20 protein-coding genes are annotated in these 19,167 nt (G+C 63.3%); 1 reads left to right on the forward strand and 19 read right to left on the reverse strand.

What is annotated here, in order from left to right:
• Window positions 1–176: 176 nt before the first annotated feature.
• A complete protein-coding gene (locus tag F3H95_RS04035) occupies window positions 177–1,202 on the forward strand; it encodes a LacI family DNA-binding transcriptional regulator (RefSeq protein WP_149745006.1) in 1,026 nt (341 codons plus the stop codon).
• Between the two features lie 13 nt (window positions 1,203–1,215).
• Here the strand turns inward: F3H95_RS04035 and folD are convergent, their stop codons facing one another.
• The 19 genes from folD to F3H95_RS04130 all read right to left on the reverse strand — a co-directional run bounded on the left by folD (window position 1,216) and on the right by F3H95_RS04130 (window position 19,166).
• Complete coding sequence (folD, locus tag F3H95_RS04040) at window positions 1,216–2,121, reverse strand: bifunctional methylenetetrahydrofolate dehydrogenase/methenyltetrahydrofolate cyclohydrolase FolD (RefSeq protein ID WP_188134287.1); 906 nt, start codon at window positions 2,119–2,121, stop codon at window positions 1,216–1,218.
• 203 nt (window positions 2,122–2,324) lie between these two features.
• Window positions 2,325–3,959, reverse strand: a complete 1,635-nt coding sequence (locus tag F3H95_RS04045; protein ID WP_149745008.1) for a hypothetical protein — start codon at window positions 3,957–3,959, stop codon at window positions 2,325–2,327.
• A 464-nt stretch (window positions 3,960–4,423) separates the two neighbouring features.
• Window positions 4,424–5,074, reverse strand: coding sequence for a hypothetical protein (locus F3H95_RS04050; RefSeq protein WP_149745009.1), 651 nt, complete (start codon window positions 5,072–5,074; stop codon window positions 4,424–4,426).
• Between the two features lie 225 nt (window positions 5,075–5,299).
• Window positions 5,300–5,842 carry a hypothetical protein gene (locus tag F3H95_RS04055; RefSeq protein WP_142880476.1) on the reverse strand — a complete coding sequence of 181 codons (543 nt, stop codon included), beginning with the start codon at window positions 5,840–5,842 and terminating at the stop codon, window positions 5,300–5,302.
• The gene (locus F3H95_RS04060) at window positions 5,842–6,207 is read right to left on the reverse strand and encodes a hypothetical protein (protein ID WP_142880500.1); all 366 of its coding nucleotides are present in this window, start codon (window positions 6,205–6,207) and stop codon (window positions 5,842–5,844) included. Before F3H95_RS04060 ends, F3H95_RS04055 begins: the two co-directional genes overlap by 1 nt.
• A gap of 26 nt (window positions 6,208–6,233) precedes the next feature.
• Window positions 6,234–6,791 carry a rod-binding protein gene (locus tag F3H95_RS04065; protein WP_142880475.1) on the reverse strand — a complete coding sequence of 186 codons (558 nt, stop codon included), beginning with the start codon at window positions 6,789–6,791 and terminating at the stop codon, window positions 6,234–6,236.
• Between the two features lie 96 nt (window positions 6,792–6,887).
• Window positions 6,888–7,307 (reverse strand): hypothetical protein, encoded by a 420-nt coding sequence (locus tag F3H95_RS04070; RefSeq protein WP_142880474.1) that lies wholly within the window; start codon window positions 7,305–7,307, stop codon window positions 6,888–6,890.
• A gap of 7 nt (window positions 7,308–7,314) precedes the next feature.
• A complete protein-coding gene (gene fliR, locus F3H95_RS04075; protein ID WP_142880473.1) occupies window positions 7,315–8,067 on the reverse strand; it encodes a flagellar biosynthetic protein FliR in 753 nt (250 codons plus the stop codon).
• Complete coding sequence (flhA, locus tag F3H95_RS04080) at window positions 8,064–10,151, reverse strand: flagellar biosynthesis protein FlhA (protein ID WP_142880472.1); 2,088 nt, start codon at window positions 10,149–10,151, stop codon at window positions 8,064–8,066. Before flhA ends, fliR begins: the two co-directional genes overlap by 4 nt.
• Before the next feature lie 100 nt (window positions 10,152–10,251).
• On the reverse strand, window positions 10,252–10,518 hold the full coding sequence (gene fliQ, locus F3H95_RS04085) for a flagellar biosynthesis protein FliQ (RefSeq protein WP_142880471.1): 267 nt from the start codon (window positions 10,516–10,518) through the stop codon (window positions 10,252–10,254).
• An 88-nt stretch (window positions 10,519–10,606) separates the two neighbouring features.
• The gene (gene flgD / locus F3H95_RS04090) at window positions 10,607–11,077 is read right to left on the reverse strand and encodes a flagellar hook assembly protein FlgD (RefSeq protein ID WP_142880470.1); all 471 of its coding nucleotides are present in this window, start codon (window positions 11,075–11,077) and stop codon (window positions 10,607–10,609) included.
• Entirely contained in the window at window positions 11,068–11,517 is a 450-nt protein-coding gene (gene flbT, locus F3H95_RS04095; protein ID WP_142880469.1) for a flagellar biosynthesis repressor FlbT, read from the reverse strand. Before flbT ends, flgD begins: the two co-directional genes overlap by 10 nt.
• The gene (gene flaF, locus F3H95_RS04100) at window positions 11,514–11,861 is read right to left on the reverse strand and encodes a flagellar biosynthesis regulator FlaF (RefSeq protein ID WP_142880468.1); all 348 of its coding nucleotides are present in this window, start codon (window positions 11,859–11,861) and stop codon (window positions 11,514–11,516) included. Before flaF ends, flbT begins: the two co-directional genes overlap by 4 nt.
• Before the next feature lie 37 nt (window positions 11,862–11,898).
• Complete coding sequence (locus tag F3H95_RS04105) at window positions 11,899–12,984, reverse strand: flagellar hook-associated family protein (protein ID WP_149745010.1); 1,086 nt, start codon at window positions 12,982–12,984, stop codon at window positions 11,899–11,901.
• 4 nt (window positions 12,985–12,988) lie between these two features.
• On the reverse strand, window positions 12,989–14,437 hold the full coding sequence (gene flgK / locus F3H95_RS04110) for a flagellar hook-associated protein FlgK (protein WP_149745011.1): 1,449 nt from the start codon (window positions 14,435–14,437) through the stop codon (window positions 12,989–12,991).
• A 30-nt stretch (window positions 14,438–14,467) separates the two neighbouring features.
• Entirely contained in the window at window positions 14,468–16,012 is a 1,545-nt protein-coding gene (locus tag F3H95_RS04115; protein ID WP_149745012.1) for a flagellar hook protein FlgE, read from the reverse strand.
• A 248-nt stretch (window positions 16,013–16,260) separates the two neighbouring features.
• Complete coding sequence (locus tag F3H95_RS04120; protein ID WP_142880464.1) at window positions 16,261–16,932, reverse strand: winged helix-turn-helix domain-containing protein; 672 nt, start codon at window positions 16,930–16,932, stop codon at window positions 16,261–16,263.
• A gap of 283 nt (window positions 16,933–17,215) precedes the next feature.
• Window positions 17,216–17,788, reverse strand: a complete 573-nt coding sequence (locus F3H95_RS04125; RefSeq protein ID WP_244617864.1) for a transglycosylase SLT domain-containing protein — start codon at window positions 17,786–17,788, stop codon at window positions 17,216–17,218.
• Window positions 17,721–19,166: a flagellar hook-length control protein FliK gene (locus tag F3H95_RS04130; RefSeq protein ID WP_149745013.1), complete on the reverse strand. Its 1,446-nt coding sequence runs from the start codon at window positions 19,164–19,166 to the stop codon at window positions 17,721–17,723. The genes F3H95_RS04125 and F3H95_RS04130 overlap by 68 nt, the downstream gene beginning before the upstream one ends.
• Window position 19,167 lies beyond the last annotated feature (1 nt).

Raw genomic sequence — 19,167 nt, forward strand, 5'->3', positions numbered from 1 at the left:
GAGTCAAGTCTCTTTTCGAATGGCCCCTCACGTATTCAAGCTTGACATGAATTAGGGCGCGGGTCAGCTGTGTCCACGTCTCAATTTTCGCGACATTTTTGCGCCGATGCGGTATCGAAGCGCTTTGAGTGCCGGACAGGACAAGCCGCCGTTCGGCACGTGGAGGAACTGGCACGGTGAATCTCAAGCAATTGTCGGCGCTGCTGGGACTGTCCCAGACGACGATCAGCCGCGCCCTGAACGGTTATCCGGAGGTCAACGAGGAAACGCGCCAGCGCGTGCTGAAGGCCGCGCAGGAGACGGGCTATCGCCCGAACCGCGCCGCACGCAGGCTCGCCACCGGAAAGGCCGGCTCGCTCGGTCTGGTGATGCCCATGTCCGAGGGGCAGTCTGCCGACATTCATTTTGCCGAATTCCAGAGCGGGCTTGCCGACGAATGCCTGCGCCACGAATTCCATTTCGTGATCATGCCCGCCCACCCGCACGAGGAGGAGCAGGCGATCCGCGAACTCGTCAACAGCGGCAGCGTGGACGCCTACTATCTTGCCTATATGCGCGCCCGCGATCCGCGGCTGAAGATGGCAAAGTCGCTGGCGCTGCCCTTCATCGTGCACGGACGCTCTCTCGGCGTGGCGGAAGACTATCCCTATCTCGATGTCGACAATGAGGGCGCCTTTCGCCAGGCGGCCCGCTACCTGATCGATCTCGGCCACACCCGCTTTGCGCTGATCAACGGCATGGCCGACCTCGATTTCGCCGCCCGCCGACGCATCGGGCTGGAACAGGCCCTGGCCGGACACGGTCTGTCGCTGCGGGGGGACTTCGTCAGCAGCACGCTGATGACGGATGCCAACGGCTATCGCCACATGGCGCGGCTGCTGCAGCATCCCGAGCCGCCAACCGCCGTGCTCTGTGCGAGTACCGTGCTGGCGCTCGGCGCCGTGCGCGCCATTCGCGAGGCAGGGCTGCAACTCGGCACCGACATCTCGCTGATCGCCCATGACGACGACCTGATGCTGCTGAAGCCGGAGCATTTTTCGACGCCGCTGACCACCACCAGCTCCTCCCTGCGCGAGGCAGGGCGGCGGGTGGCCGAACGGCTGATCAGTGCCGTGACGGATCCGGAGGCGGATCTGCCGAGAAGGGAACTCTGGACGGCGGATCTCACGGTGCGCGCGTCGACCGGCCCTGCGCCGGACTGAGGCTCGACCGGCCTCAGAAGGTCGGAACGGGGCGGCCTGCCGAACGATAGGCGGCAATCACGGTGTTGGCCATCAGCATGGCGATCGTCATCGGCCCGACGCCGCCCGGCACCGGCGTGATGGCACCGGCCACCTCGGCGCAGGCCTCGAAATCCACATCGCCGACGAGGCGGCTCTTGCCCTCGCCCTTTTCCGGCGCATCGATGCGGTTGATGCCGACATCGATGATCGTGGCGCCGGGCTTCACCCAATCCTTCTTGACCATGAAGGGACGGCCGACGGCGGCCACGAGAATATCGGCCTGCCGGCAGATCGCCGCCAGATCCTTGGTGCGCGAATGCGCCATGGTGACGGTGGCATTGGCGGCGAGCAGCAGCAGGCCCATCGGCTTGCCGAACAGGTTGGAGCGGCCGATGACGACCGCATTGAGGCCGGAGAGATCGGCGCCATGGATGCTGCGCACCAGGATCATCGAACCGGCCGGCGTGCAGGAGATGAGGCCGCTCGAGAGATCGCCGCTGGCAAGCTTGCCGGCATTGACGACGTGAAGACCATCCACATCCTTGTCCGGGCGGATCGATTGGATCACCGGTTCGGAATCGAGATGCCGGGGCAGCGGCAGCTGAACGAGAATGCCGTGGATGGCCGGATCGTCGTTGAGGGATGCTACCAGCGCTTCCAGCTCCGCCTGCGTCGTCTCTTCCGGCAGGGAGTGCTGGATGGAGGTGAAGCCGCACTGCTTGGCCATGCGGCTCTTGGCGTTCACATAGGCATGGCTTGCCGGATCGTTGCCGACGATGACGACGGCGAGACCGGGCTTGACGCCCGCTTCACGCTCCAGAACCGCCGAGGCCTCCGCCACGGCCTCCGTTACCTTTGCCGCCGTCTGCTTTCCGTCGATGATGCTGGCCACGCGCATGCCTCCTGGGGATGGTCGGAAACCCTTGAGACCCGTCGTCGCCATGACCGATGTCAGCGCAAACAGGCCGCCTGCCAACGCCCTAGGGCCTTGAAGGCCCCAATGCAAGACCTGCGTGACAGGGAAGCAGCGTGAAAGGGAGGAGAGACGGTTCCGGCCGTGATCCGTCAGCGCCGACGGCGGTGGCGGTCTTCGTCCCCCGGTTAGGCCAGCGCTTGGGAGAGCGCAGTCACCTCTGCCCGGAGGCGCGCAAGATCGCGGCGAAGCTGCAACAGGTCGTCATTGGCGGCCATCGGCCGATGGCGCGGCGCCGCGTCGCCCTCACCGTCGAGGATCCCGGCGAGCAAGGATGGCAACGGATGGGCACCGGCCGGCTGGCGTTGCGAGAGCAACAGTTCCTCCAGCATGGCGGCAGCACTTTCATCCACGGCACGCGCGGTCGCCGGCAAGCTCTGGCCTTGGTCGGCGAAAGACGCCAGATCGTTTTCCGTCACCGGCAGCAGACTGGTGAAACGAAGCGGCGCATACGCCTCCGCGGTTTCGTTGGGGGGAGCCGACGCGACGACGGCAGACTGTCTGGGCAGCCCGGCGGAAGCTTCCGGAAACGGCGAGGAAGCGGCTATGGAAGTCGCCATGGCGGGCTCATTCTGCGGCACGGTCGACGCGGGCGATGACAGGAGGCCTGCGACATTCTGCTCCTGCGGCCTGCGCCCCGGAAGGGCTGCGGCGGCAAGGCATAGCGCGGCAAGACTGCCCATCAGCGAGGCGAGCCAGAGCGGTAGGCCGGAGGCTGTCGCCTCCACTGCGCGGGCTGGCATGGCAAGGCTGGCAACGACCTGAGGTGCCGGCTCTGCCCGGCGCGCGGCAGATTCTGCGGCGGAAAGGGCCTCGCGGGCCGTGGCCAGGGCCGCCTCCCGTTCCCGATGGCGCTGCTCGGCCGCCGACACGGGACGGGCGGCGATACGGGCCTGTTCCTCGCCGAGACGACGCAGATCGTCTTCGAGGCGGGCAGTCTCCTGTTGCCGGCGGCTGCGTTCATTCTCCAGCGCCTTGCCGATCGCAGCTCTCGCCTCATCGACCGCCTGACGCGCCGCAATCAGCTTCGGGTGGCGGGGACCGAGATCGGCGGCAAGCCGCTCTGCCAGCAGGCGGGCATCCAGGAACTGGCGGCGCAGCGGTTCAATCTGGTCCAGCCCTGCGGCCGCAGGCGGCGAGGTCTCCAGCACTCCCGCAAGCGTCAGCCCGCGCACGGCCTCGAGTGCCAGATGCGCCTCCGCGAGTGCCGCGCGGCCACGCGCCAGCCTTGCCTCGATATCAGCCTTTCGGGCGGCCTCCGCCTGCCAGCGCTGGCGATCCTCGGCCGCTACGGCTTCTGCGGCAAGAGCCGCTTCGGCGGCCTGCACCACCTGGCGCGCAGCCGCCACGCGCTGATCCGCCTCGCCCGTGGCAGGCTGTCCGAGATGGCGGGCCAGCACGGCTGCGGCGGCATTGGCCAGCCGTGCAGCCTCCAGCGCCTCGCGGGCATCGGCCCGCACCAGCATCTGCCCCGGCAAGTCCGGTGCCACGCCCAGCCGCTCGGCAAGGCCGGGCTGTCGCGTGAAGAAACCCGAAAGAAGACCATTCCCGGAGACACCGGCCGAGGCCGTGCGCTCGTGGGACGGCCGCGCCTCATCTGCGGCTTGGCGGATCTCGTCCAGCACGCGACCATCGGCGAGCAGGCGGCGCAGCGCCGGAACAAGCGTATCGGCCGGCAATCCGCCCGGGGCAAGCGTCTCCACCTGCAGCAGAGCCGCTGCCTCGTACCGGCGCGTCAGATCGACCGGCAGGACCAGCGGCATCAACGCTCCGCCGATCCCAGCGAAGAGCAGCAAGGCAGGGGCAAGACGGCGACCTTTCGCGACGAAATGCGCAGCAGGCGGGCGCGGCTCTGGGGCAGAGCGTTGCAGATGCGTCGAAACGTGCATGAGCCAGTCCATTCCCGAGGCGGCAGAAGCGGTGCGCCTGTCCCGTGTTCGCGGCGGAAGCCGGCCTGACGGGAACCATGACGGCTGCAGCCGCCTGCCCGGCAGGGGCAAGGCGACGAAAGAACCGCACGGTCGCAAACCGGATGTCGCCGATCATGGCGCTGGAGGGAAGGATCGGACCCGGTCGGAAAGGTCCGCACGTCGATCGGCGACGCCTCATGCGACGGCCGGATCGCCATTTCCCGGAAGAAACCACTCGGGACCAGCACGCTGGCTCCCCACAGGTCGGCTTCCGCATGGGAAAACTCTAAATTTTTTTGGCAAACAAACGGTTAATCTCAGTTATTGCCCGCAGCACGGAAGATCTCGCTTGCCAGCAGCAGAAGTCCGTCATGGCGGAAGGCGAGGAAATCCTCAAGCCGCCGTTCCTCGGCCTCGTCACGCGCATCGGCAATCACCATATCGGCAGCCGTTGCTTCGAGGGCCGCATCGAGCGGCGACGCGGCCCGCCCGGGAAACGGACCCGTCATGGCAAGCGTCGAAATGTCATGCCAGGGGGCATGCGCCTTGAGCCGCCGGCGCGCCGCCTCCAGGCGGCTCCTGTCCGCGCCGATCAGCAGAATACGGCGCCGATGGTCCATGAAGGTCAACAGCGACGGCACGAAGCGGTCTGGGGTAAGGGACGCAATGGCAGCGCGCGGCCGCACCAGACGAAGAAGGACCGTCACGGCGCGGTCTGCCGGCAGAAGAACGTGTCCGCCAAGCCGCGCGCGATAGAGCGGATTGATCAAGGCCCGAAGGAGGCCGGACAAAGTGAGGAAGGTGACCGCGCGACACCCCACCCTAAGCTCTGCAGCGGCCTCCAGCATGGCAAGACTGTCAGCCCAGCCCAGCGTCGGAAAAGAGAGCCCGAAGGCCCTTCGCCCGTCCTGACGCACCGCAAGGACCGGCGAAACCGAAGCGGCCATCTGCGGACGCACAGCCGGCAAAGGACCTCCGGCCCTGTCGGGCAGGCGATGGGGGGCTGGCATGGCGCGATCGTGCTGCATCGGACGCTCGAAACTGCGGAAAAGCTGATCTGTTCTCCCTAGCAGTCCTGCGTGAAACCCGGCTTAAACCGGAGGATCGAATCCGAGTGACGTGTTTGCGGGTGCGTTAACGACAACGCCCGCCGGAGGGCGGGCGTGGCGAACGGCAACGGCATCCGATTGATGTCAGTGCCCGCTTTTGGCGGGGGCGGCGTCGACCTTGACGCCTTCGACGATCTTGGTCGGCATCACCTGCTTGCCCTGCGGGCGGTCGCTGTTGGCGCGGATATCATCCTTGGACAGGTAGTCGATCTGCTCCACCAGGGGCTCGATGACATAGTCGTCGCCGAACTTCTTGTTGAGGTTCTCCTTCACCCGCTTCTTGAAGCCTTCGAGATCGAAGGATTTCACGTTGGTGAGGTCTACCATGCGATCCCCGACGAGCAGCGTGAACAGTTCGTCGGTCATCAGTTCGGTCATCGGCAGGTGCAGGCCCTTCACCTTTTCCTTGTCCATCAGGAAGGAAATGCGGGTGATGAAATAGCCCTGCACGGCGCCATTGGCGAGGACGGGCACGTTGATGACCTCGCCCTTGACGAGATCGCTCTTGTCCTTCAGCAGCTGCGACTGATCCACCGGCGGGGGCGGCGCCGCCATCTTCACGGAGAAAAACACCGCGCCCAGCGACACGGCACAGACCCACAAACCGGTAAGGAGCAGCTTAACCATCAGGATTCGCTATAGTAGAACTGTTCTTGGGTGTAGGTGCCATCGCCATCGGCATCGCGCACGGCATTCTTCAGAAGATCGGCCACGGTGCGCACGGCATTGAGATGGGCTTCCACACGGCGGGCATTGAGTGCGAGCTTGCCCTTCAGCGCATGCATCTGCTCGATGTGGTTGACGGCGAATTCCTCCGGGCTGGTGCTGCGGAACAGCATGGTCAGCTCGTAGAGGCACCGGCTCTTGTGCGCGTTGGAGACCTTCAGGTCGAATTGCGGATCCTTGCCGATCCGCTCATTTTCATTGTCGATGATCATCTCCAGCCGGCCAAGGACTGTCTTGATGCGATAATCATTCGAGATAACTTCCATATGTTCGGTCCCGCCGTGCTGCGTTGTCATGCCTCGCTCCGATCTGCCGGTGCCAGGTTGAGGGCTTTTCGTTCAAAATCGTTGATCATGGACAGAGTGCGGCTGCGCTCCGTCTCATCGGTGCGGGCGTTGAGTTCGCCTTCGTTGCGCAGCTTCTGCAGGGACTGCGAATAGACCTGCTCTGCAATGCCGACACCGCCACTCTTGCTGATCTGGTTGGCAATCTGCTCCGACATCATGCTCTTCCAGAATTCGCCGGCAGATCCCTTGCCATAGACCTGCTCGCTGTCGCTGGGCAGGATCGAGTTGACAAAGGTCTGCAGCACCGAGGCTTCGAACTTGCGGTATTCCTCGGGCATCTTGGCGGCCTTGTCCGCACCCTCGGCGCGGTGCAGGCTGGCCCGGGTGCCGGTCTGGTCGATCCGGTCGACGGTTACCGCAAACCCCTTGTCGGCCGATGCGAGACTGGTGGCGGCAAAGGCCGCGCGGTTTGCCTTGAGCTTTGCCTGGGCTGCCTGCACCTCGGTCGGGTCTGCAGCCCGCAGGACATCCATCACGAGATCGCTGGGAGGAGAGATCGCCACTAGAACTTCCTTTCGTCTGAGTGGCGAGACTATGCGGGATGAAGCTTGCTTTAGGCTGGCGTGGCGACGAAGGACGGCGTAAGCGCCGGCTAAAACTTACAAAGGCTCGGAATTTTCGCGTTTTGCGCCGGCCATCGTCAGGTCCAGCAGGTCGTAAAGGGTCGAATCATCCTGTTCGCGGTCTTCCAGGCTGCGGGCTTCCTTCATGTGCTCCTCCAGCCGGTCGCCCTTGGTGCGCTCGCGCAGCACCTGCGCTTCCAGCACCTGCTGCACGCCGCCAAGCTGACTGTCACGGATCATCAGCCGGCCGAAACGTTCCGAATGGTGGCGGGAGAACTGCATGTGCAGCGGCGTCATGGAGCCGATGGCCTCGATGACCAGATCCATCTGCTCGCCCACTTCGGCGCGCTGCCGGGTCACCGCGGAAAGCTCGCTTTCGGCCATTTTTTCCAGATGGCGCTGCACGGCAACGAGCCGTTTCAGCTTGCGGGACCGGACCTGACCGCTGTCTGCCATGATCGCCTCAGAAGGAGTTGAAGACCGGCGCGAACCCTTGCGCGAACTGCCGCATGAGCGCGGCAATGGCAAGGTAGAGCATGAAGATGCCGCCGGTGACGAGATAGGGGGTGGAAATGAAATAGACCGGGATCTGCGGCGCGAGCTTGTTGACCAGGCCGATCGCCACGTTGAACAGCAGGCCGAAAATCAGGAAGGGGCTTGCCAGCCGGAGCATGATGGAGGTGGAGGCGCGCAGCGTATCGGTGAGCGTGATCAGCATCTTCTGCGGTTCGATGATCGCGCCGACCGGGGTCGCCCCGTAGGAATCGAGAAGCGCCCGGAAGACGATGTGGTGGAAGTCCATGATGAACAGCAGCATCAGGCCGCAGAACACGATCAGGCTGGTGACGGAGGTTTCCGATGTGTCTTCCAGAATGTCGTGACCGCCCGGCGCCGTGAAACCGATCGCCATGGTGAGGATCGCACCGGCAAACTGCAGGCCGAGCACGTAGATGCGGGCGATCATGCCGTAGACGATGCCGATCATGGTTTCGGAAAAGATCAGCCCGACATAGGTGGCGCCGGGCGATGATGCCGCCGGATAGACGCTGTCCCAGATCATCGGAAGGATCGCCATCGACACCGCGACCGCCAGGAACAGCCGTACATTGGGCGAAAGCCTGGCGCTTGAAAAACCCGGCAGGGTCATGATGCAGCCCCCCATGCGGCAAAAGGCCAGGAAGAGCGCCAGCATCGTCCCCTGCGGGTCTGTAATCATGAAATCGAGCCCAGAATCTTGATGTCGAGCCCCTTTGCCAGTTCCACATGCGAGAGAACGGGAAGCGTTGCAAACAGGCGTTCGATGATCATTCTGACATAGGAGCGCGTTTCAGGCGAGGTCACCAGGACGAATGGCAGACCGCGATCCATGAATTCGCGGATCACGCGGCTTGCCTGCTCGCTGAATTCCTCGAGCGCGCGCGGATCGATGTCGAATTCGACGACCTCGCCCTTGGGATCGCGCTTCAGCGCCTGATGGAAAAGGAGATCCCACTTGCTGCCAAGGCGCAGAACCCGGAGCACGCCATTGTCGGCCAGATCGCCGCACAGCTGCTGGGCCATGCGCACGCGCACATGTTCGACGATCTGCTCGGTCTTGCGCACATGCGGCGCAAGCTCGGCCACGGCTTCCAGGATGAGATGAAGGTTGCGGATCGAGACCCTTTCGGCCAGCAGCAGCTTCAGCACCGCCTGCAGCCCGGAATAGGACATGTGCGAGGAGCAGATCTCGTCGGCCAGTTTCTTGTATTCCGGATCCAGCCGGTCGATCAGGATCTTCACATCCTTGTAGGAGAGAAGCTGCGGAAGGTTGTTGCGGATCACTTCGGAGAGATGCGTCAGCACCACCGACACGTTGTCGATGGGGTGGAAACCCTCACGCTTCAGATCGTCGGCAAAGGCCTCGAGGATCGAGACCGCCGGCATGCCGAAGGCCGGCTCGCGGATCTCGTCGCCGGGGATCGACGGCTTGCGGCCGGACCCGGTCACCACCAGCACATCGCCGACCCTGAGCGTGTTGGAGGCGATCGTCGTGCCGTGAATGCGGATCTGGTAGGACTTTTCCGGAATGGAGATGTCGTCGGTGACCTTGATCTCGGGAACGACGAAGCCGTACTGGCTGGCGAATTTCTTGCGCATCTTGCCGACCCGGAAGGCCAGTTCCTGGTGCGCGCCGAGAAGGCGGGTGGAGACCTGCTTGCCAAGCGCCAGCTCGATCTCGGAGGTACGCAGCATCGACTTGACCGAATCCTTGTCGGCCTCCTTCGTCTGGCTGACCTTCTTCTCCTCCGTCTCGCGGCGCAGCTTGTTTTCCGCCTCCAGACGGCGCGGCACGATCCAGGCGCCAAAGGCCATGATGCCGCCGAGGGCCACAAAGGGAACGAAGGGCAGGCCCGGGACGAGCGCCAGAATGCCCATCAGGGCAGCAGCCAGAGAAAGCGCACGCGGATAACCGCCCAGCTGGTCGAGCACCGCCTTGTCGGCCGTGCCGGGCGTGCCGCCGCGCGACACGAGGAGGCCGGCTGCCAGCGAAACGATGAGGGCCGGCACCTGGGAGACGATGCCATCGCCGACCGACAGCTTGACGAACACGTCGGCCGCCTCGCCGATCGGCATGCCATGGCGGAAATAGCCGATGACGATGCCGCCGAAGATGTTGATGGCGGTGATGATGAGACCCGCGACCGCATCGCCACGCACGAATTTCGAGGCACCGTCCATGGCGCCGAAGAACATGCTCTCCTCTTCCAGTTCCCGGCGGCGGCGCTGCGCCTCTTTCTCATCGATGATGCCGGCGGAAAGATCCGCGTCGATCGACATCTGCTTGCCGGGAATGGCATCGAGGGTGAAGCGGGCGCCGACTTCGGCGATACGTGTTGCACCCTTGGTGATGACGATGAAGTTCACCGTCACGAGGATCATGAAGACGATCACCCCGATCATGAAGTCGCCGGACATCACCAGCGAGGCAAAGCCCGCGATCACGCCGCCTGCCGCATCATGCCCCTCGTGGCCGTGCGTCAGGATGGTGCGCGTCGTCGCGATGTTGAGCGACAGGCGGATCATCGTGGAAATCAGCAGGATGGTCGGGAAGGACGAGAAGTCCAGCGGCCTCTGGATCCACAGCGCCACCATCAGGATCAGCACGGAAAAGGCGATGGAAAAGGCCAGTCCCATGTCGATCAGAAAGGTCGGGATCGGCAGGAAGAGGATGCAGAGAATGGCGATGATGCCAAGTGCGAAGCCAATGTCCCGGCCGTTGGGACTGACCTTGGGAATGGAGAGTGCAGGTGGTTGCGCCATGGAATCCGTCTCTTCATGAGATGGCGGCGCAACGCATGTCACGCCGGTTCATCTGAAGCCTAGACGGTGAAGCTTGCGCGAGGCAGGTGCGGCCCCGACCTCAGAAGCCGGACTGGATGCGCGAGAAGACGAGCTGGGAGAAAAGGTTGATCTGGCTGCCGATGAACGGCGCCGTCAACCCGACCGCGAGCAGGATGGCGACGATCTTCGGCACGAAGGTCAGCGTCATTTCCTGCACCTGGGTCAGCGCCTGCAGGAAGGCAACGCCGACGCCCACCACCATGGCGGCAAGGATCGCGGGGCCTGATGCGATCAGGACCGTGCGCATGGCCGCCTGCATGATTTCGAGTGCATCGGCTTCATTCATGAGAGCCACTCCGTGGCTGCCGTCATGGCAGCGATTCGATGGATCCCGTTCTACCGGGATCCGGTTCCGGCGTCGAGGCGGCTCCCGGTCAGGAGCCGCTGGTTTGGGTTTCCGTGGATGACGTTCCCGCCTGGATCGCCTGGTCCGACACGACAACGCCGGCCTGCAGCAGGACCTTGTCGCCGCCTTCGGTCACAGCCATCACGCCGTCCGAATAGACCTGGACTTCCTTGACCTTGCCCATCACCTTGTCGTCGGCGCTCATGATGTACTTGCCGACGAGGTCGCCGGCGCGCGTGAGAGCCTCGGCCTGAAGCATGCTCTTCAGGTGGGTGTTGGTCTGGATCGTCTGCTCCACCTGCGAGAAGGAGGCCAGCTGGGAAATCTGCTGGGACGCGTCCATCGGCGAGGTCGGATCCTGGTTCTTCATCTGGGCGATGAGCAGCTTCAGGAAGCTGTTGTAGTTCAGGCTTGCCTTGCTGGCATCGCTGGTGGAGGCCGCAGCCCCCGCCCAGGGATTGGAGGCCGCCGTGCTGGACGTGACCGATTCTACCGCCATGGAGCGATCTCCCGGCGAATCTGTTCCACGGTCGCCGGCGTCATCTCATGGCTGTTGAGGATGCGGTCCTCGATGGCATAGAGGCCGCGGATGGCCTTCAGTGCGTCGAAGGCGCGACCGCTCACCACCATGGCGTCAATGCGCTTCAGTTCCGCCAGGACTTCCTCGTTCTGGAAGCAGGAGAGCAGCATGGTGATCGACTTGCGGAACATGGAGAGCGACTGCTCCTTGCCTTCCGGGTTGATCAGCATCATCTGGGCGATGAAGTAGAGCTGGCGCAGCGGCGTCGTGGCGTCTTCCAGCTGCAGGACATGGTTTTCGAGCAGGAAGGTCACGTCGTTGAGGAATTCGAGCGCGACCTTGCGATCCACGCGCAAAACGGCCCCGTTGATGAAGATTCTTTCGCCCGATTTCAGCGAGATGCGCAGAGTGCTTTTCATTTAAGTCCATCCCTGATGATGGTTGTCACGTCGATGAGGCCCTGGAAGTTGTCGGACTGGCGCCGCCTTATCTTTTCGCACTCCTTGAGAATCCACAGGGCGATGGAGATCAGGTTGGCGCGAAGTTCGACATTCAGTTCGTTTTCCGGCTGGCGCAGGTCCTCGATGAACCTGATCCAAACGCGCCGGGTATAAAAAAGAGCTTCGATGGCAGCGCGCGAATAGTCCGGTGCGTCGCGTGCCGCCTTCAGCAGCTCTATCGATCGATCGAGGGCCTGCCGCTCACGGGACTTGGCGTCAGCGACGTTGTCCTCCATGATCTCGGCATATGAAAACTGGTACATTCATGTATCCTTCATTTTCACGAACTTCCCTTTGCCATCAAAGGAAGTTTACGAGGCTCAGCTTCTGAATTCGGGATGTGAGGGTGTAGGCCGCTTCGAGCAGCGCCTGCAGCGACGTCACGCGGGTGGAGGCCTCGTAGGCATCCACACCCTGGAGATCGTTGAGATGCGTCTCGATGATCGTCTTCTGCGCCGCCAGCGAATCGTCGGCTTCCTTGACGCGCTGCGACGACAGGCCGATGTCCGAGCGCTGGTAATTGATGCCGGAGATCGCCTTGCCGATGGCCGAGGTGGCCGAATTGCTGATGACGGTGCGGACGTTTTCCGGCATGTCGTCGCTGAGGAACTGGCTGCCCACCACCGAGGCAAAGACGAAGTTGCGGAAGCCCGGCGTGTTCGCGGTGGTCGATGTCGCCACCACTTCCGTCGCGCTGATCCGCGTCGTCATGTTGGTCGACGAGGCGTCGGAGACGAAGGTCGACCAGAAGTCCTGACCGCCCAGCCCCGTATGCGGCGGGTCGGTCAGCGGCGTGGTACCGTTGAACTTCGACTGCAGGTCATCGAGGAATGTCTGCATCTGGGTCGGCGTCATGTCCTTGGCGGCCGCGATGCCGTTGGTGGACAGATAATTGTTCAGCTCCGCATCAACCGCTGCCTTGAACGGCGAGCCACTGGCGGAAAAGGAGACCAGAGGCTTCACATCGGTATTGGTGCCGGAGAACAGGTATTCGCCGGTCACGGATGTGTTGGCGATGTCGGTGAAGGCATCGAGCGCGTTGGAGATCGTGGCCCGCGCATCGCCGAGCGTCGAGGTACTGCTGGTCAGCGCCGCGAGCGAATCGAGCACCTTCTGGCTGAGATCCCCGAGACGCTTCAGCGATTCTTCGGAGGAATCGAGACGCTGCTTGGCCACGGAATTGGTGGTCTGCTGAGCCTCGATGCGCTGGACGTCACGGGTCAGGTCAATGTTGCGCGAGGTGGCGCCGCCAAGTGCGACGCCCATGTCGGCATGCACACCGGTGGTGACTTCCGTATTGGCCTTGACCAGATCACTCTGGGCCTTGGCCATGGCCTGGCGCAGGCTGGTCTGGACGGAGACGGTGGATGTGAACGATGTCTTCATGATCTTACCTCGCCATATCCAGCAGCGCCTTCATCATTTCATCGATGGTGCTGACCAGTTTCGTCGCGGCCTTGTAGGATTGCTCGATGTCGAGCAGCAGGGAGAGTTCCTCGTCGAGGCTGACGCCGCTCTCGCTGGAATGCGCCTCGACGGCGCGCGACTTGGCGGCCGACTTGGTTTCATCCGCAGCAGTTGCCGTGCTGCGCAGGTTTTCCAGCCAGCCGGCCGAATCCGAGGCAAACGAGATGACGTCGAAGCTTCCCTCAATGCCTGTTGCCGGATCGAAGCTCTGCTTGGTCTGCAGCGCCTGGGAATAGCCGTCGAGAAGGGTCGAGAAGCCGGTGGCGGCCGTGGTGTTGACCAGGTATGCCGCCCCGTTCATGCCCCCGTCGCGCACGGTCTGCGGCTTGGCCTTGGCTGCTGCGTTGACCGAGATCGAGGCAGCAAGACCCGGCACGATGGTGGCCGATGTCGCCACGCTGTCATCAATGCCGTTGGTGAACAGACCGGCCTTGGCGGGCAGAGTGCCACCCGGGCCCGTTTCGGCGAAGGAAACGATCACGCCGCGGGCGATCTCATCCAGTTGCGCCTGGAACTTGGGGGCCACGTCGTCGCGGATCTGCAGAAGCGCCTGCAGGGAGCCCTGCGCATCGGTATCTGCGCCCGTGCCGGCCTGCATGGCCACGCCATCGACATAGATCGAATTGCCGGTGACGGTCGCCGTATAGGTGGCTGTGGCACTGAAGGACACCGTGCGCGGGATCGTCTCGAACAGCGTGGTGCCGTCGGAGGTATAGATGGCCACATCATTGTTGGCACGGGTGACGGTAGAGATGCCGACGATATCGGAGATCTGCTTCAGCAGGCCGTCGCGGGTATCGAGGGCGTTGTTGCCGTCCGAGCCGGAGATGGTGGCGCGCATCACCTCGTTGTTGGCGCTTTCGAACTTCGACAGCAGGGTATTGAGCTTGTCGACCTGCGTCTTGATCTGTGCGTCGGCGCGAGCGCGCACGCCCTGCACTTCTGCGGAGGCATTGTTCAGCGTATCCGCGACATCCTGGGCGGACGAAACCACCGTGGAGGCCAGCGTCCCCTCATTCGGCTTGGCCGCATAGGCATCGAGATTGCTGACGAGCTTGGACAGCCGCGCGCTCGGCGAGCTGTCATAGTCGTTGTTGCCGAGCAGGCTGCGCAGTTCCTTGAGGCCCGACAGAAGCGTTTCCTGACCGCTCGCCTGCGAAGTGCTGGTGATGGTCTGACGGAACAGCGTGGCATTCTGCGCCCGCTCCGTGCTGGCAACGAGTGCGCCGTTCCCCGCGGTGACCAGAACGGCAGTCCGCCGGATGTAATCCGGGTTCTGCACGTTCGAAATGTTCGTCGATGTCACCGCCGTCTGGGAGCCGGTGTTGTTGAAGATCGACTGAGCCGTGGACAGTGCTGTGGAAAGCGACATTGTACTAAGCCTTTACGGAACGGACGACGGTTACCTCTTGAGGTTGACCAGCGTTTCAAGGAGTTCGGAACCGGTCTGGAAAACCTTCGAGTTTGCCGTGTAATTGCGTTGCGCCTCGATCATCGAGGTCAGCTCCTCGCCGATATCGACGTTGGAGTTCTCCAGCGCGCCGGACAGGATCTGGCCGTAGCCGCTGGTGCCGGCATAGCCCATGACGATGACCCCGGAATCGTTGCTCTGCGTGTAGACATTGCCCGCGAGCGGCGTGAGGTTGTTCGGGCTCTGCACATTCGCCATGGCGATGCGGTAGCTCGGGATGGACTGGCCGTTCTTGTAGAGGATCGAGACGATGCCATCCTTGCTGATCTCGACCTTGTCGACAGCGCTGGCGCCCTTGCCGTCGATATCGCCTTCCGCCGAATAGGCGGAGCCCAGCTGAGAAAGCCCGGTGAGATCGATCGTGAGGCCGCTGAGGGTTGCTCCCCCGATCGACTGCGCCGTGGTGGTGATGCTGGTCGGCGAGGTCAGCTTGCCGCTGCCGCCGAAGCTGAGTTCGTAACCCGACCCGTTGCCGTTCGTGGAACCCGAGACGGATGTGACGCTGCTGCCTTCCTTGAGGCCTGAAAGGTCGACCGTCAGCGCGCCGAGCGTGCCGTTCGCGGTCGTGGTGAGCGAGGAGGAACTGGTCAGGTTGCCGGCGCCGTCGAAGGTCAGCGCGGAGGTGCCGACCGATGTGGTGCCGTCGAGCACGTCGAGGTTCCAGCCTGCCGCCGTCTTGGTATAGTTGTAGCTCAGCGTATGGGCCGCGCCGTCGCTGCCATAGGCAATCGACTTCGTGGTGTAGGTGGTGCCGGTCGCAGCGGTGTTGTTGAGGTTGCCGCTGACGGCCGAGGTGGTCGAAGCCGTCACCGCCTGGCCGGTCACCGAGACGCCGTTGTACTGGACGTCGAGGGTCCAGGTATTGTCTGCGGTCTTGGTGTAGGTGAGGTTGAGCAGGCGCGAATTGCCCTGCGAGTCATAGGCGACGACCGATGACGACTTGGTGTAGCCCACCGCTTCGTTGGTCGGCAGGTTGCCGGACAGGCTGCCCTGCTTCGACGGTGTTGCCTGCAGGCCGCCGGCCGAGACATTGATCTCGCTGAGACCCTGGAAGCCGTTGATGACGATGGTCGGATCCTCGGTCGAGGAATAGGGGTAGCCCATCAGCTTGTAGCCGGCGGCATTCTTCAGCGTGCCGTCGTCCTGCACCTCGAAATTGCCGGCGCGCGTCAGGTAGTCGGCGCCATCTGCCCCCTCGACGATGAAGAAGCCTTCGCCGTTGATCGCGAGATCGGTGCTGGAGGTGGTGTAGCTGAACGAGCCCTGGTCGTTGATGGAGTAGCGGACGACCGTATCGACGCCGCCGGAATTGTAGCTGCCGTTCGAAGAGGGCAGAATCATCGATGAAAACTGGGTGGATGCCTTCTTGTATCCGATCGTGCTCGAATTGGCGATGTTGTCGCCGACCGTACCAAGGCGGTTCGCCTGGGCGTTCATGCCGGATACACCGGTGCGCATCGTTCCATAAAGGCTCATATCAAATCCCCGTTCTGCCTATGCTGGCGACCCTAGATCACGGGCCTTGCGTGAAGCTGTCTGTGTCGCTCCCGTGGCAGACCTCCTCTGCAGCCCTTCCCGATCGATCGACCCGCATCGCTTGCGCGAGTGGCCTCGCCTTCCCTTCGGCAGAACCTAAAATACAACCCCGGAAACCGACGTCGATTTCCGGGGTTGCAGATGTTTAACTTTTGCTGAAGTCCCGCCTTTCTGGCGGGTGAGCTGTCTCAGTTCCAGTCGATGCAGTAACCGAGGAAGCGCTTGGAATCGATCGGATCGAAGCCGAGCTTCTTGCGCAGCTTCTTGCGCAGCTTGCTGATGTGGCTTTCGACCACGTTCTCTTCAACTTCCTCGTCGAAGATGCCGTAGATCGCGTTGAAGATCTGCGTCTTCGAAACACGACGGCCGCGATTGGCGACGAGGTATTCGAGGATGCGGCGCTCGCGGCGCGGCAGGGGGAAGATTTCGCCCTGGATTTCCGGATCGCGTCCATCGGAGAACACGCGGATCGGGCCGATATCGGTGTAGTTTGCGATGGCCTTCAGGCGCCGGCGGATCGCCGCAGCGCGTGCCAGGATCTCGCGGGGGTGCACCGGCTTGCGCACGACATCATCGACGCCGCTGTCGAACAATGCCAGTGTCGCTTCCAGCGAGTGATGATCGCTGACTGCGATCACCGGGGCCTGGGTCCGGTCGCGGATGGCCCGCGGCAGTTCCAGGGAACGCTCGGTCTGCCCGATGAGGAATGCCTCGACAGCGTCGATATCGGTATCGGCCGCCGTGTTGACCCATTCCCCGAACTCCTTCGGGTCAAACCCTGTCGAGGGAACTCCCTCGCGCCCAAACAGTGAAGTGTAACCGTCTTTAACAAGCTCACGCTCATCAACCACTACGATCATTCGTCCGCCTCCGAATCAGTGTGGTGCCTCGATGAAGTATGCGTACGAATCGAGGGATTCTCGGACAACTACACAAAGTTAACCATAGAATTTAAGAGTTGATTAACCATTGTGTCGCGATTTGGCCCACATTTAGTAGGCAAAACCCCGAAACGGCACAAGCGTGACGCAGAAACGTTAATTTTTTATGACGACACCTCTAGCCTGCCACGTTTTGAACCAACCCGTGGCAAAGGCATGGCAAGGCGCTTCGAAGCACCAGTCAATCAACTCAAGGTTGCTATCAACGACAAAAATCGGCCGCGCCGGGCGTCCATTTTCCGTAGCCCGTGGCCACCAGATTGGCGATCACGCGGCAGACGTAACGCTTCTGGGCAGGGTCGTTGTTGGGTCCCGCATGGTAACGGGCTACCGCCATTGTCCAGGTCTCGTGCCTGTCATGAAGGTTGCGCAGGAACTGCGCGGCATATTCCACGTTGCGTTTCGGATCGAACATCTCGTCTGCCGAGCGGAAATTCTCGCCGTGGAAATGGTGGTTGATCTGCATGCAGCCGATGTCGATGAGCTTGCGCCCCTCCCGTTCTGCCGCCAGAAAGGCTTGCATGGCCTGTGCGCGGTTGTCCGGGAAATAGGCCTTGCCCTCGATATTGAGTGCCCATGGATAGAGGCTGCCCTTCCGGCCGGTCTCAGTGAGACCGACCGAATAGAGGATGCCTTCCGGTATGCCATACTTGGCGGCGGCCGACTGGATTTCCGTCTCGCAGGCGCCAGGCGCAACGGCAAGGACCTCAGACGTAGAGATGGTCAGGGCGAGCGCTGCCAGTGCCGGCAGCGCCATGATCCGTCGCAGTTTCATTCTCGAACATTCCCGCAGTAGATCCGCCTCCCGGCTGGGAGGATTGCTGTTCACGTCCCGGCTGGCCACCCTGCCCCTGGCCGGAGCCCGGCCCCGCCTGCTGTCCCAGCGCGTCCTGCTGGGCGGGCTGCGTCACCGAGGACGCCGGTGCGATGGAAACCGTCACCTGGTCCACGGAGAAGCCCTGGGCACGCAGTGCGTCCAGGATACCGCTGCTGTCCTGCGTCAGTTGCTTGTGCGCCGCGCGGTTCTCCACGGTCAGCTGCACGCTGAGTTCGTCACCCACCAGCCGCAGCGTGGCGGTGACGGTGCCAAGATCGATCGGCGTCATCTGCAGCTTCAGCGTATTGACCACGTTGCCGGTGCTGCTCTGTGCCGCCGCATTGGACAGCGAGGCACCGGGCTGCATGGCGCCGGCCCATTCCGGATCGCCAGACATCGCGGCCGTCAGCGCGGCGCCGTTGACCGACTGGCCAAAGCCCAGGAAGCGGCGCGCATCCAGCACGGCGATGGTTTCCGCCTGACCGGTCGTACCACTGCGGGTCTCCACCGTGGCAAGACCCTGCCGGTCCGTGCCGATCACCATGTCCATGCTGGCGCCCTTGCCGCGTCCGGAGGAGAAGCGGAAGGTCCGCTCGTCCGTCGAAAGGCTCTGGTCGCTCGGCAGGACGACACTCTGCGGTTCGCCGGACAGCGCCGCAAGTTCGTTGGCTGCCGTGGCGGACACCATCTGGCTGCGTTCACCGCGGTTCTCTTCGCCCGACGAGCGGCCACCGGTACGCACGGGCATGCTGGTGGCCTTCGGCATCGCAGCCCCATCCGCCTGCCCTCCCCCGGCCAGCATGGTCAGCACGCTTGCCAGTTCGGCTGTCGGCGTTCTGGCCTCAGAGGGCTCAGGCATGCGGGCGTCAACCGTCTCGCTCTCATCGCCGGCCGATCTCCCGGCCTCGCGCGACGGGCGCCGCGTTGTGCCGGCGGCCGCGTCTGCGGACTTGTTCGATCTGAGACGGGAGCTTTCCGGCGCTTCCGCATGAAGGGTGTCGGTGTCGGCGGTTGCCTTGTCATTCTGCCGTGCGACCGCCTGCCCGGACTGACCGGCGGCAAGGCTTCGCGACCGCGCAAGCGCGGCGGCGCTGAGATCGATACGGCTTCTGGATGTCTGGCCTGCGTCCTGCCCGCCCTCGTCCTTCTGTCCGAAGGATGAATGCCCGTCCCGATCGCCGCGCTCGCCGGCCATGCGACGGTTGCCCTGTTCCAGGCTTTCCAGTGCGCTGCCAAACCCGCCCTCGCCGCCTTCGGAGCGGCCGCCGGCGGGAATCTTGGACGCAGAGGAGGGATCGCTGGCCGCAGCCCGCGCCGTCACATCAACAGCAACCATG

This window comes from Rhizobium sp. RU35A, assembly GCF_900156005.1.
Classification (GTDB): Bacteria; Pseudomonadota; Alphaproteobacteria; order Rhizobiales; family Rhizobiaceae; genus Neorhizobium; species Neorhizobium straminoryzae.

Bases quoted from the DNA above. Each gene is read 5' to 3' on its own strand.
- F3H95_RS04045 (WP_149745008.1), bottom strand. From the start codon at position 3,959: ATGCCGCTGGTCCTGCCGGTCGATCTGACGCGCCGGTACGAGGCAGCG.
- flgD (WP_142880470.1), bottom strand. From the start codon at position 11,077: ATGGCGGTAGAATCGGTCACGTCCAGCACGGCGGCCTCCAATCCCTGG.
- flbT (WP_142880469.1), bottom strand. From the start codon at position 11,517: ATGAAAAGCACTCTGCGCATCTCGCTGAAATCGGGCGAAAGAATCTTC.
- flaF (WP_142880468.1), bottom strand. From the start codon at position 11,861: ATGTACCAGTTTTCATATGCCGAGATCATGGAGGACAACGTCGCTGAC.
- F3H95_RS04120 (WP_142880464.1), bottom strand. From the start codon at position 16,932: ATGATCGTAGTGGTTGATGAGCGTGAGCTTGTTAAAGACGGTTACACT.
- F3H95_RS04055 (WP_142880476.1), bottom strand. From the start codon at position 5,842: ATGGTTAAGCTGCTCCTTACCGGTTTGTGGGTCTGTGCCGTGTCGCTG.
- flhA (WP_142880472.1), bottom strand. From the start codon at position 10,151: ATGGCGCAACCACCTGCACTCTCCATTCCCAAGGTCAGTCCCAACGGC.
- F3H95_RS04125 (WP_244617864.1), bottom strand. From the start codon at position 17,788: ATGAAACTGCGACGGATCATGGCGCTGCCGGCACTGGCAGCGCTCGCC.
- F3H95_RS04115 (WP_149745012.1), bottom strand. From the start codon at position 16,012: ATGAGCCTTTATGGAACGATGCGCACCGGTGTATCCGGCATGAACGCC.
- flgK (WP_149745011.1), bottom strand. From the start codon at position 14,437: ATGTCGCTTTCCACAGCACTGTCCACGGCTCAGTCGATCTTCAACAAC.
- folD (WP_188134287.1), bottom strand. From the start codon at position 2,121: ATGCGCGTGGCCAGCATCATCGACGGAAAGCAGACGGCGGCAAAGGTA.
- F3H95_RS04105 (WP_149745010.1), bottom strand. From the start codon at position 12,984: ATGAAGACATCGTTCACATCCACCGTCTCCGTCCAGACCAGCCTGCGC.
- F3H95_RS04060 (WP_142880500.1), bottom strand. From the start codon at position 6,207: ATGGAAGTTATCTCGAATGATTATCGCATCAAGACAGTCCTTGGCCGG.
- F3H95_RS04070 (WP_142880474.1), bottom strand. From the start codon at position 7,307: ATGGCAGACAGCGGTCAGGTCCGGTCCCGCAAGCTGAAACGGCTCGTT.
- fliR (WP_142880473.1), bottom strand. From the start codon at position 8,067: ATGATTACAGACCCGCAGGGGACGATGCTGGCGCTCTTCCTGGCCTTT.
- fliQ (WP_142880471.1), bottom strand. From the start codon at position 10,518: ATGAATGAAGCCGATGCACTCGAAATCATGCAGGCGGCCATGCGCACG.
- F3H95_RS04130 (WP_149745013.1), bottom strand. From the start codon at position 19,166: ATGGTTGCTGTTGATGTGACGGCGCGGGCTGCGGCCAGCGATCCCTCC.